Origin of the sequence: Streptomyces sp. HUAS YS2, assembly GCF_033343995.1 — a bacterium.
GTDB classification, from domain to species: Bacteria; Actinomycetota; Actinomycetes; order Streptomycetales; family Streptomycetaceae; genus Streptomyces; species Streptomyces solicathayae.
This window is the reverse complement of the sequence record NZ_CP137573.1, coordinates 860,183-872,680: the sequence shown is the minus strand read 5'-3', so window position 1 is coordinate 872,680 and position 12,498 is coordinate 860,183. Positions and strand designations below refer to the sequence as shown.

Annotated in this window: 10 protein-coding genes; 3 read left to right on the top strand and 7 right to left on the bottom strand. The window is 71.1% G+C overall.

The window, feature by feature from the left end; translation table 11 throughout:
- Positions 1–2: 2 nt before the first annotated feature.
- Positions 3–668: a response regulator transcription factor gene (locus R2D22_RS04120; protein ID WP_318101295.1), complete on the bottom strand. Its 666-nt coding sequence runs from the start codon at positions 666–668 to the stop codon at positions 3–5.
- The gene (locus tag R2D22_RS04115) at positions 659–1,816 is read right to left on the bottom strand and encodes a sensor histidine kinase (RefSeq protein ID WP_318101293.1); all 1,158 of its coding nucleotides are present in this window, start codon (positions 1,814–1,816) and stop codon (positions 659–661) included. Before R2D22_RS04115 ends, R2D22_RS04120 begins: the two co-directional genes overlap by 10 nt.
- A 155-nt stretch (positions 1,817–1,971) precedes the next feature.
- Between R2D22_RS04115 and R2D22_RS04110 the strand changes: the two genes are divergently transcribed.
- The 3 genes from R2D22_RS04110 to R2D22_RS04100 all read left to right on the top strand — a co-directional run bounded on the left by R2D22_RS04110 (position 1,972) and on the right by R2D22_RS04100 (position 6,125).
- Positions 1,972–3,219, top strand: coding sequence for a serine hydrolase domain-containing protein (locus tag R2D22_RS04110; RefSeq protein WP_318101292.1), 1,248 nt, complete (start codon positions 1,972–1,974; stop codon positions 3,217–3,219).
- A 104-nt stretch (positions 3,220–3,323) separates the two neighbouring features.
- Positions 3,324–3,494, top strand: a complete 171-nt coding sequence (locus tag R2D22_RS04105) for a hypothetical protein (RefSeq protein WP_318101290.1) — start codon at positions 3,324–3,326, stop codon at positions 3,492–3,494.
- Positions 3,495–3,731: 237 nt separating this feature from the next.
- Positions 3,732–6,125 carry an excinuclease ABC subunit UvrA gene (locus tag R2D22_RS04100; protein WP_318101289.1) on the top strand — a complete coding sequence of 798 codons (2,394 nt, stop codon included), beginning with the start codon at positions 3,732–3,734 and terminating at the stop codon, positions 6,123–6,125.
- 30 nt (positions 6,126–6,155) lie between these two features.
- Here R2D22_RS04100 and R2D22_RS04095 read toward each other — a convergent pair whose 3' ends face one another.
- The 5 genes from R2D22_RS04095 to R2D22_RS04075 form a co-directional block, all read right to left on the bottom strand.
- Entirely contained in the window at positions 6,156–6,518 is a 363-nt protein-coding gene (locus R2D22_RS04095; protein ID WP_318101288.1) for a YrdB family protein, read from the bottom strand.
- A 76-nt stretch (positions 6,519–6,594) separates the two neighbouring features.
- Entirely contained in the window at positions 6,595–8,178 is a 1,584-nt protein-coding gene (locus tag R2D22_RS04090) for a GMC family oxidoreductase (protein WP_318101287.1), read from the bottom strand.
- A complete protein-coding gene (locus R2D22_RS04085; RefSeq protein WP_318101286.1) occupies positions 8,178–9,740 on the bottom strand; it encodes an APC family permease in 1,563 nt (520 codons plus the stop codon). The genes R2D22_RS04090 and R2D22_RS04085 overlap by 1 nt, the downstream gene beginning before the upstream one ends.
- Positions 9,741–9,782: 42 nt before the next feature.
- A complete protein-coding gene (locus R2D22_RS04080) occupies positions 9,783–11,255 on the bottom strand; it encodes an aldehyde dehydrogenase family protein (protein WP_318101284.1) in 1,473 nt (490 codons plus the stop codon).
- A 96-nt stretch (positions 11,256–11,351) separates the two neighbouring features.
- A complete protein-coding gene (locus R2D22_RS04075) occupies positions 11,352–12,488 on the bottom strand; it encodes an aromatic ring-hydroxylating oxygenase subunit alpha (protein ID WP_318101283.1) in 1,137 nt (378 codons plus the stop codon).
- Between the last annotated feature and the right edge of the window lie 10 nt (positions 12,489–12,498).

Below are 12,498 nucleotides of genomic sequence, written 5' to 3'. Positions count from 1 at the left end.
CGTCAGAGGCCGGTTCCTCCGGCGCCGCCGTGGCGGCGGAGGTAGGCCAGGACGGCGCGGACCCGGCGGTGGCCGCTGTCGCCGGCCGACAGGCCGAGCTTGAGGAAGACGCTGCCGATGTGTTTGTGGACGGCGTTGTCGGTGACGAAGAGCCGCTGGGCGATGGTCGCGTTGTCGTGCCCTTCGGCCATCAGGGCCAGGACCTCGCGTTCGCGGGGGGTGAGGGCCTCCACGGGATCGCCGCGGACGGCCAGGAGCTGGGCGATGACCTCGGGGTCCATGGCGGTGCCGCCGGCGGCCACCCGGCGCAGCGCCTCGGTGAACTCCGCGATCCGGCTCACCCGGTCCTTGAGCAGGTAGCCGATCCCGCCGCGGGTGTCCGAGAGGAGGCGGCCGGCGTACTCCTGCTCGACGTACTGGGACAGCACCAGGACGGGGAGCCCGGGACGGTCGCGGCGGGCCCGGAGGGCGGCGCGGATGCCCTCGTCGCGGAAGGTAGGGGGCAGCCGTACGTCGACGATGGTGACGTCCGGGCGGTGGGTCTCGACGGCGGCGAGGAAGCCGGGGGCGTCGTCCGCGATCGCGGCGACCTCGAAACCCTGGGAACCCAGCAGGAGTTCGAGCCCGGAGGACAGCAGGACGTTGTCCTCGGCGATGACTACGCGCACGGCAGCTCCACGGTGACGACGGTCGGCCCGCCCGGCGGGCTGCTGATCTTCATGGTGCCGTCCAGCGCGGCGGCGCGGCGGCCGATTCCGTCCAGGCCGCTGCCCCGGGACGCGTCGGCCCCGCCGGTCCCGTCGTCGGTGATCCGCGCGGACAGCATCGCGCCCTCGCGGGAGACGTGGACGGCGGCCTCCTCGGCCCGGCTGTGCCGGGCGACGTTCGCCAGCGCCTCGGTGACGGCGAACCAGGCGACCGCCTCGACCGCGGCAGGGACCTCACCGAGCTCTCCGATGTCGATGCGGGTCGGCACGCCGGCCCGGGTGGACAGGGTGTCGAGCGCGCCGACGAGGCCCAGGTCGGCGAGGACCGGAGGGTAGATGGTGCGGATCACGGAGCGCAGCTCGGTCATGGCCTCCTCGGTCTCGGCCTGGGCCTGTCGTACGAGCGCGGCAGCCGTCTCCGGGTCCTGGGGGAGGCTCGCACCGGCGACGGCGAGCCGCATGGCGATGGCCACCAGGCGGGCCTGGGTGCCGTCGTGCAGGTCGCGTTCGATCCGACGGAGTTCCGCGCCGTGCGCCTGCAGGACGTCCGCGCGTGTCCGGGTGAGTGTCGTGACGCGCGCGGCCAGTCGTTCCGCGGGCGACGGTGCCAGGACGGCCAGGCAGCACCGAGCGTGCGCCCCGGCCAGTGGTGGCAGGACGACGGCCGCGAGCGCCGCGAGGAGCAGCAGTTGCGCCAGGTTGATCGTCAGCGCGGAGGCCCAGCTGTCGATCCGGACACCGAGCAGCAGCAACCGCGGCGGATCCGACGGCGGAAAGGCCCACCACCCCAGGGTGACGACAAGGGTGAGGAACAGGTTGCCCAGGCACAGCAGGGCGAGCGTGCCCGCGGGCAGACCGATGACCACATGGGTCACGAGCCACGCGAGCTCGCGACGGAGGGAGCGTGGGCGTGGCTCCACGGGCCGGTCCAGCAGCGCCCCGGCGCTCCGACGGTGGCGCTCCGCCCAGGAAGCCGCCGGCGACGGTAGCCACAGCAAGGGCGCCGCGACGAGCGTCACCGTCGCGGTCATCAGGGTGCCGAGCAGGTAGCGCCCGCTGCGCCCGGCTCGGACCGACCTTGCGCGGGCCTCGCCGATCACGCCGTGCACGGGTCCGCCTTCCTTCGTCGTACGGGCACCGGAGGCGGCCCTCGGACGCGCCACTGTACGGGCCCGGTGCCCCCACGGCACTACAGCAGGCTGTAGGTCTCAACCGGCCTCCTGGGGCACCGACTTGGCGTGTGCCGCTGCCTAGCGTGAGACGCATGAAATCCACCACCACAAGCACGGCCTCCGCGCCGCAGCACCGCCCGACCCAGCAGCGTCACCGCCGGATCCGCCGAGGATGGCCGCTCGTCGCGGCGGCCGTACTCGGCACGGTGGGAGCGGCCCTGGCCGCCCAGCCCTCGGACGGCGCGCCCGCGACGTCCGCGTCCGGCTACCGGGAGGACGACCTGCGCCGGGACACCGACGCCCTGCGGGCGCTGGGAATCACCGGCGTCCAGGCCCGGGTGACCACGGCCTCCGGCCGGGACCTGGTCGCCACCTCCGGCGTCGCCGTGGCGGGCACCCGGCGACCGGTGCCCCGCGACGGCTACTTCAGGATCGCCAGCACCGGCAAGGCGCCCATGGCCACGGTGGTCCTGCAGTTGGTCGACGAGGGCAAGCTGTCCCTGGACGACACGGTGGACCGCCGACTGCCCGGCCTTATCGACCAGAACGGCAACGACGGACGGAAAATGACCGTACGTCAGCTCCTGCAGAACACCAGCGGGCTCCACGACGACCTTCCCGGCTTCGACACCCCGCAGCAGTACTTCCAGCACCGCTACGACACGTACACGCCCGAGCAGATCGTCGCCCGGGCGCTGAAGCACCGCCCGGACTTCGAGCCGGGCACCGCCTGGGGCTACTCCAACACCGGCTACGTCGTCCTCGGCATGATCGTCGAGAAGACCGCCGGCCGTCCCTGGCAGAAGGAGGTCGAGAGCCGGATCCTGAAGCCGCTCGGCATGTATCACACCTATCTGCCGGGCTCCACGCCCACTCTTCGCCGCCCGCACGCCGACGGCTACCAGGTGTTCGCGTCGGGCGAGCGGACCGACGTCACCGAACAGATCGTTCCCGACCTCGGCGGCTACGTCTCCACCACGGCGGACGTCAACCGCTTCTTCCAGGGACTGCTGGGCGGCAGGCTGCTGTCCGCGCCGCGCCTGGCCGAGATGCGGGACACCGTGCCGGTCGACCGGCGGATCGAGGCGATCTGGCCCGGCGGACGCTACGGCCTCGGCCTGGTCAGCCGCCCCCTGACCTGCGGCGGAAGCTACTGGAGCCACGAAGGGGGAGAAGCCGGCTACATCACCCTGAACGGCGCCACCGCCGACGGCGGCCGTACCGTCACCGTCTCCATGACCACCAGCTTCAACGACTTCGACAAGACGCTCCGGCAGCACAGGGCGGCCAGCGACCTGGTCGACCGGGCGTTGTGCGACACCGGCCGCGTCGGTCGGTGACGATCGGCGCGGCAGCGCCACCACCATCTGAAATGCACCCTTTGCCCTGCTGTGTGAGGCTGGTGGTACCCCCTCGCCCGGGGTCCACCACAGGAGGGATGACCGTGGGCAAGAAACAGACGCGCCGCAACGCCGGCGCCCGCACCGGCGGCCACGCGGACCGCACCCCGCCGACGGAATCCAAGCCCGAGCCGAGGCGCTCCACCGCCGACGAGACCACGCGCGTGATCTCGGAACCGGCGCACCGCAAGGAGCGGAAGTTCGGCCACAACTAGCCCGACAACTGATCGACAACTGATCGAGAACGGATCGACGACCGATCGATCGCACGACCCGGTCGACCCTCCGACCCACGGCTCAGGCCGCGGGCCGGAGGGTCGACCGCGTTCCGGGTCACGAGGATCAGGAATCGAGAAGCGCGGGGCGCGGGCCGCAGCTAGCGTGGCGGTACCAGGCGGCGCCGAGCAGGACCGCGTACGCGGCGCCGCCCGACGGACGGAGACGGACACAGCATGAGCAGGGCGATGAAGGCGGGCGCACAGGCGGCCGCGGTGCACGAGGCCGACAGCCACGATCTGATCCGCGTGCACGGGGCGCGCGAGAACAACCTCAAGGACGTCAGCATCGAGATCCCGAAGCGCCGTCTCACGGTGTTCACCGGCGTCTCCGGCTCGGGCAAGAGCTCCCTGGTGTTCGACACCATCGCCGCCGAGTCGCAGCGGCTGATCAACGAGACGTACAGCTCCTTCGTGCAGGGCTTCATGCCGACGCTCGCGCGGCCCGAGGTCGACGTGCTCGACGGGCTGACCACCGCGATCAGCGTCGACCAGCAGCGGATGGGCTCCGACCCCCGCTCCACGGTCGGCACCGCCACCGACGCCAACGCGATGCTCCGCATCCTGTTCAGCCGGCTGGGCAAGCCGCACATCGGCCCGCCCAGCGCGTACTCCTTCAACGTCGCCTCGGTCTCGGCGAGCGGCGGGTTCACGGTCGACCGGGGCGCGGAGAAGACCAAGACCGAGAAGGTCAGCTTCAACCGCACCGGCGGCATGTGCACGCACTGCGAGGGCCGGGGCACCGTCACCGACATCGACCTCACCCAGCTCTACGACGACTCCAAGTCGCTGAACGAGGACCCGTTCACCATCCCCACCTACACCGGCGGCGGCTGGGTCGTGCGGATCATCTCCGAGTCGGGTTTCCTCGACCCGGACAAGCCGATCCGCAAGTACACCAAGCAGGAGCGGCACGACTTCCTGTACCGCGAGCCGACCAAGGTGAAGGTCAACGGCATCAACCTCACTTACGAGGGGCTGATCCCCAAGCTCCAGAAGTCGATGCTGTCCAAGGACCCCGAGGCGATGCAGCCGCACATCCGGGCCTTCGTGGAGCGCGCGGTCACCTTCACGAGCTGCCCCGAGTGCGACGGCACCCGGCTCAGCGAGGGGGCCCGGGCGTCGAAGATCGGGAAGATCAGCATCGCCGACGCCTGCGCGATGGAGATCAGGGACCTGGCCGAATGGGTCCGCGGCCTGGACGAGCCCTCGGTCGCACCGCTGCTCGCCGCGCTCCGGCACAGCCTCGACTCTTTCGTGGAGATCGGCCTCGGCTACCTGTCGCTCGACCGCGCCGCGGGCACGCTGTCCGGCGGCGAGGCGCAGCGCGTCAAGATGATCCGCCACCTCGGCTCCTCGCTCACCGACGTCACGTACGTCTTCGACGAGCCCACCATCGGTCTGCACCCGCACGACATCCAGCGCATGAACGACCTGCTGCTGCGACTCCGGGACAAGGGCAACACGGTCCTCGTCGTCGAGCACAAGCCGGAGGCGATCGCCATCGCCGACCACGTCGTCGACCTCGGACCCGGCGCCGGCACGGCCGGTGGCACCATCTGCTTCGAGGGCACCGTCGAGGAGCTGCGCGCCAGCGACACCATCACCGGCCGTCATCTCGACGACCGGTCCACGCTCAAGGACTCGGTGCGCACGCCCACCGGAAAGCTGGCGATCCGCGGCGCCTCGGCGAACAACCTGCGCGAGGTCGACGTCGACATCCCGCTCGGGGTGCTCACCGTCGTCACCGGCGTCGCGGGCTCCGGCAAGAGCTCCCTGGTGCACGGCTCGATCCCGGTGGAGGAGGGTGTCGTCTCGGTCGACCAGGCTCCGATCCGCGGTTCGCGCCGGAGCAACCCGGCGACGTACACCGGCCTGCTCGAACCGATCCGCAAGGCCTTCGCCAAGGCCAACGGCGTCAAGCCGGCGCTGTTCAGCGCCAATTCGGAGGGGGCCTGCCCCGCCTGCAACGGCGCCGGAGTCATCTACACCGACCTCGGCATGATGGCGGGCGTCGCCACCACCTGCGAGGACTGCGAGGGGAAGCGGTTCCAGCCCTCGGTCCTCGAATACCACTTCGGCGGTCGCGACATCAGCGAGGTGCTCGCGATGTCGGTGACCGAGGCCGAGGCATTCTTCGCCGACGGCGAGGCCCGTACGCCGGCCGCGCACCGGATCCTCGAGCGGCTCGCCGACGTGGGTCTCGGCTACCTCACCCTCGGCCAGCCGCTCACCACGCTTTCCGGCGGCGAGCGGCAGCGGCTCAAGCTCGCCACGCACATGGGCGACAAGGGCGGCGTCTACGTCCTCGACGAGCCGACCACCGGCCTGCACCTCGCCGACGTCGAGCAGCTGCTCGGCCTGCTCGACCGGCTCGTCGACGCCGGCAAGTCGGTCATCGTCATCGAGCACCACCAGGCGGTCATGGCGCACGCGGACTGGATCGTCGACCTCGGCCCCGGCGCCGGCCACGACGGCGGCCGGGTCGTCTTCGAAGGCACCCCGGCCGAGCTGGTCGCCGCCCGCTCCACCCTCACCGGCGAGCACCTGGCGGAGTACGTCCGCGCCTGACCCGTCGCGCGCGGCCCCGGACCGCCGCCCTCACTTGTGCATGAGGGCGTTCCGGTCCAGGGTCGCGAGCACGGTGTTGACGGTGACCACGACGGCGAAGACGGCCGCCCAGCTGTGCCGGCCCAGAGCGTAGAGGGCCAGGGCCGCGGACCCGAAGACCAGCGCCTTCACGGCCAGTACGCCGGCGAGCGGCAGGACTATCGTCGCCTTGGGGGACGCGAACAGTCCCCAGACGACGGCGGCCGCCGCGGGAGCGGCGACGGCCACCAGCAGCCGCAGCACGGTGTTCTCCACGCTCTGCCAGCCCCACCAGGCGAGTACCGCCAGCGCGGCCAACTCCAGCAGGAATGCCAGTACTTCGTTGATCCAGTGCAGAGGACCGGGAAGCGTCATGGGGTGTCCGTCCTTCGTCGTGAACGTGATCGCGCCACGACAATAGGACAGATGATCACCGTCGGGACGGCATATGTCAGTGCCCGTGGAGCTTCCTGGCGTCCTCGCGGATCAGGTCCGCGCACTTCTCGCCGATCATCATCGTGGTGATGCACGGGTTCACCGTGACCAGGTCCGGCATCACCGAGCCGTCCGCCACCCGCAGCCCCGCCACGCCCTTCACCCGCAGCCGCGGGTCCAGCGGCGCCGTCGGGTCGTCGTCGGCGCCCATCTTCACCGTGCACGCCGGGTGGTACACGGTGTTGTGGGTGCGCTGGATGTAGTCCAGGAGCTCGTCGTCGGTGCGCACGTCCGGGCCCGGCGCGAGCTCCGCCCCCGCCCAGCCGGAGAGCGCCGGCTGCTCCGCGATACGGCGCGCCAGCTTCAGCCCGTACGTCATCACCCGAGCGTCGTGCTCGTGCGTGAAGTACCGCGGGTCGACCTTCGGCTTGTCCCGGAAGTCACGGGTCCGCAGCCGTACCGTGCCGCGGGAGCGGGCCCGGGTCACGTTCGGCGTGAGACAGAAGGCGTTCTCTGAGGTCGGGTAGCCGTACCGCGCCGTGTTCATGTCGAACGGCACCGAGCCGTAGTGGAACATCAGGTCCGGCCGGTCCAGGCCCGGTTCGGTGTCGTAGAAGATCCCCGCCTCCCACCACTGGCTCGACGTGGTGGGCATCGGCTGCTTCGCCTCCCACATGATCACGCCCTCCGGGTGGTCCTGGAGGTTCTCGCCGACCCCGGCCGCGTCGACCACCACGTCCACGCCGACCTCCCGCAGATGCGCCGCCGGGCCGATCCCGGAGAGCATCAACAGCTTCGGCGTGTCGATGGAGCCGCAGGACACGACGACCTCGCGCCGCGCGCGGACCGTCCGGGTGTGCACCATGTCCGGGTCCAGGAATTGGGCGCCGACGCACCGCCCGCCCTCCAGGACCAGCTTCTTCGCCCGTACCCCGGTGCGTATCTCCAGATTGGGCCGCTTGCCGAGGATCGGGTGCAGGTACGCCACCGAGGACGACTGACGGATGTTGTTCTCGTCCGAGTTGATCTGGAACCAGTTGGCCCCGCGCACCACCGTACGGCCCGTGTTGAACGGGGTCGTCGGGATGCCGGCCTGGGCGCACGCCTCCAGGAGCGCGCTGCCGCACGGGTCGTCGCCCTTCAGCGTGCGCAGTTTCACCGGGCCGGTGCGCCCGTGGTGCTCGCCGGGCGCGTCGTTGTTCTCCAGGCGCCGGTACAGCGGGAAGAGGTCCGCCGCGCTCCAGCCCGTGCAGCCGGCCGCCGCCCAGTCGTCGAGGTCCTCGGCCGGTGCCCAGAAGGCGATGCAGGAGTTGTGCGAGGAGCAGCCGCCGAGCACCTTGGCGCGGGCGTGCCGCATGAAACTGTTGCCGCTCGCCTGCGGTTCGACCGGGTAGTCCCAGTCGTAGCCGGACTCCAGGAGGCCCATCCAGCGTTCCAGCTTCAGCACGTCGTCGTCGCCGACGTCGCTCGGCCCCGCCTCCAGGACGCACACGGTGACGTCCGGGTCCTCGCTCAGCCGCGCGGCGACCACGTTGCCCGCGGTGCCGCCGCCGACGACGACGTAGTCGAAGGTGTCGAACTGCTCGGTGGTGTCGGTCATCAGAGGGTGGCCTCCTTCGGCGCGGCGGATTCCGGCGGCGTCGTCGCGACGGCCGCGTGGTCGGCCAGCACCCCCGTGCGGTGCCGCTGGACGAACCAGTAGTAGGCGAAGCCGCCGAGCGCGATCGCGCCCACGAACAGCACCGCGCCCCAGCGCAGGTACCAGTGGTAGGGAGCGGCCGCGTTGTAGACGGCGGCCCGCGGCCAGATCAGGTTGGCGGTCATGAAGCCGCCCCAGAGCACGGCCACGATGTTGACCGGCAGACCCCAGCGGCCGAGCGAGAACTTCCCCTCGGCGGGCTGCCACCTCCCGCGCAGTCGCGCCACCAGCATCGGGGCCGTGACCAGCAGATAGGCGATGTAGATCATGACGATGCCGATGCTGGTGACCACCGTGAAGATCTGCGGCTGGCGGATGTTGACCAGCAGGATCGCCAGCGCGAGGACGCCGATGATCACGGTCGGCAGCACCGGGGTGCCGAACCGGGGGCTCACCTTCGCGAGCCGCGCCGAGCCCGGCAGGTTGTTGTCCCGCGCCATGGCGAACGCCAGCCGGATGGCCGCGGTGTGCACGGCCAGCGCGCACACGGTGACCGCGATCAGCACGCACCACAGCATCGCCTTGCCGGCCGTCGGGCCGAGCACGTCGAGCACGATGTACTGCAGACCGTCTGTGGACAGCTTGTCGCCGCGCAGGCTGGACACGCTCATCAGCGCGAGCAGCAGCACCAGGCCGCCGAGCACGAACGAGGCGACGATGGCCCGGATGATCGCCCGCGGCGCGTTGCGAGAGGGATCGAGGGACTCCTCGCCGAGCGAGGCGGCGGTGTCGAAGCCGTACATGACGTACGCCGAGGCCAGCGAGGCCACCAGGAAGGCGCCGAGGTAGCCGTAGGGCTGGCCGGCGCCGGTGCCTTCGGTGTGCGTGACGACCTCGGGCCCGCGCACCACGTTCACCGCGAACAGCACGATCAGCACGACCGTGGCGATGAGCTCCAGGAAGACGCCCGCCGTGTTGATCCGCGCCATGAGCTTCACGCCGAAGGCGTTCACCACCGTGGTGAACAGGATCAGCACAGCCGCGAGCAGCACGGCGTTCGTCGCCACGTCGTACTTGCCCGTGCCGTCGCCGACGAACTGGAACAACGACGAGATCTGAGGCAGCGTCAACTGGTAGGCCAGGGCGACCGCCGCGATCGAGACGACCGAGGCGAGCAGCATCATCCAGCCGGCGAGCCAGCCCACATGCGGATTGCCGACCTTCTTCGCCCAGTTGTAGATCGAGCCGGCCACCGGATACCGCGCCGCCAGCTCCGCGAAGCACAGCGCCACCATGAACTGGCCGCCGAACACCAGCGGCCACGACCACCAGTACGCCGGCCCGCCGCTGGCGTAGCCGAAGTAGAACAGCTGGAAGGTGCCGGTCAGGATCGAGATGTACGAGATCCCCGCGGCGAAGGTGTGGAAGTTTCCGAGGGTGCGCTTGAGCTCCGGGCGGTAGCCGAACTCCGCCAGCTCGGCGTCGTCACCGGCCGTTCTCGGGCCGGGCGGGGCAGTGGTCATGGTCGTCTCCTGGAGGGTGAGAGGGGCGAACGGACTCGGGCGTCAGGCGAACCAGCCCTGCGGCTCCGGTGAGGTGTTGCGCCAGATGTGCTTGGCCTCGCGGTACTCGGCGAGGCCGGCCGGACCCAGTTCGCGTCCGGTGCCGGACTGCTTGAACCCGCCCCACTCCGCCTGCGGCAGGTAGGGGTGGTAGTCGTTGATCCACACCGTGCCGAGCCGGAGCCGGGACGCCATCCGCCGGGCCCGGGCCTCGTCCGAGGTCCACACCGCGCCCGCCAGGCCGTAGATCGTGTCGTTCGCGAGCCGTACCGCCTGGTCCTCGTCGCCGTCGCGGAACCGCTCGACGGTCAGCACCGGCCCGAAGGACTCCTCGCGCACCACCGACATCCCCGCACGGCACTCGTCGAGGACGGTCGGCCGGTAGTAGAAGCCCTCGTCGTACCCGGGCCCCTCCGGCCGTACGCCGCCGCAGCGCAGCACCGCGCCCTCCGCGACGCCGGCCGCCACGTAGGCCTCGACCTTGGCGCGGTGGGCCGCCGAGACCAGCGGCCCGGTCTGTGCCCGCTCGTCGAACGGGCCGCCCAGCCGGATCAGTTCGGCCCGGCGGACGACCTCGTCGACGAACCGGTCGTGCAGCGAGTCCTCGACGAGCAGCCGGGCTCCGGCCGAGCAGACCTGGCCCGAGTGCAGGAACACCGCGGTCAGCGCCATGTCCACGGCCGCCTCGAAGTCGGCGTCCGCGAAGACGATGTTGGGGTTCTTGCCGCCGAGTTCCAGCGCGACCTTCTTCACCGTGCCCGCCGCGGCGGCCATCAGCCGACGGCCCGTCAGGATGCCGCCGGTGAAGGACAGGAGGTCGACGTCGGGGTGGTCGGCGAGCGGCCCGCCCGCCTCCGGCCCGGCGCCGAGCACCAGGTTCGCCACGCCCGGCGGCAGCCCGGCCTCCTCCAGGAGGCGCATCAGGTGGATCGCGGTGTGCGGGGTCAGCTCGCTCGGCTTCAGGACGAAGGTGTTGCCCGCGGCCAGCGCCGGGGCCACCTTCCAGGCCGTCTGCAGCAGCGGATAGTTCCACGGCGTGATCAGGCCGCAGACCCCGACCGGCTCGTACACGACCCGGCTGTCCGCGGCGGCCGCACCCGCGTCGATAACCCGGCCGTTCTCGGTGGCCGCGAGCCGGCCGAAGTACCGGAAGCAGGCGGTCACGTCGTCGATGTCGTACGCGCTCTCCACCAGCCGCTTGCCGGTGTCCAGCGACTCGGCGCGGGCCAGCGCGTCCTTGTCGCGTACGAGCAGGTCGGCGACGCGCAGCAGCAGGTCGCCGCGGTCCGCGTCCGGCGTGCCGGGCCACGGGCCCTCGTCGAAGGCCCGGCGCGCGGCGGCGATCGCCTCGGCGGTGTCCTTGCCGCCGGCCTCGTCGACGACGGCGACCAGGCTGCCGTCGGCGGGGCAACGGATCTCGCGGGTCCGCCCGTCGAGCGCGGACCGCCATGCGCCGCCGATGAAGAGTTCGGGCATTATGTCTCGTTCCTCCTGGTCAGCGCCGTTCCGAAGGCGCCCTTGCGGCTGGTTGCCTCACCGGTAACCCGCGTTCCATGCCGAATGTGACGGTCGTCACGCCGGGCCGGAGGGGTGGTCCCGCAGCCGGTCGAGCAGCCAGGTGTGGAACAGCTCGATGTGGTGCTCCGTCGGCACCAGGACCCCGCCGGACCGGTAGACCCGCGACGCCATCGCCGGCTGGGTGCGCTCGCACGCCTCGAAGTCCTGCACGTTCACCCGGTGGAACAGCTCCACCGACCTCGACACGTCCGTGCCGGACTCCACGACCCCGGGCGCGTAGAGCCAGTCGCACTCCACCACCGTGCGGTCCTCCGCAAGCGGGAACATCCGGTGCAGGATCACGTGGTCGGGCACCAGGTTGACGAAGACCGTCGGCTTGACCGTGATCGCGTAGTACCGGCGGTCCTGCTCGTCGGCGACCTCCGGCAGCCGGTCGAAGCCGGCACTGCCGTCGACCGTGAACCCCTTGATGCCCGAGCCGAACTCCGCCCCGTGCCCCACGTAGTACTGCGCCGCGTACCCGTCCGCGAACTCCGGCAGCACCTCGGTGAGTTCGGGGTGGATGGTCGCGCAGTGATAGCACTCCATGAAGTTCTCGACGATCAGCTTCCAGTTCGCCTTCACGTCGTACGTGATCCGTCGGCCGAGCGCCAGGTCCTGCGTGCGGTACCGCTCGATGGACGCGGCGTCGCCGAGCCGCTCCACCGCCGCGCCGATCACCGTCTCCTCGAACGACGGCGGCTCGTCGGCCAGGCACACCCAGGCGTAGCCCAGCCACTCCCGCAGCGCCACCGTCACCAGGCCGTAGGCGGTGCGGTCGACGTCCGGCATCTTCACCAGGTTCGGCGCGGCGATCAGCTTCCCGTCGAGGTCGTACGTCCACGCGTGGTACGGGCACTGGAGATTGCGCCGCACCTCGCCGGACTCCTCGGTGCACAGCCGCGCGCCGCGGTGCCGGCAGACGTTCAGGAAGGCGCGCAGCTCGCCGGCCCGGTTGCGGGTGACGATCACGCTCTCGCGGCCGACCTGCACGGTCCGGAACGCGCCCGGTCCGTCGAGGTCGGCGCCGCGCACCGCGCAGATCCACATCGACTCGAAGATCCGCTCCTGTTCGAGCCGGAACACCTCCGGGTCGGTGTAGTAGGGGCCGGGAAGGGTCGCGATGAGGCTGGCGGGCAGGTGCGTCGTCATGGGGCACTCC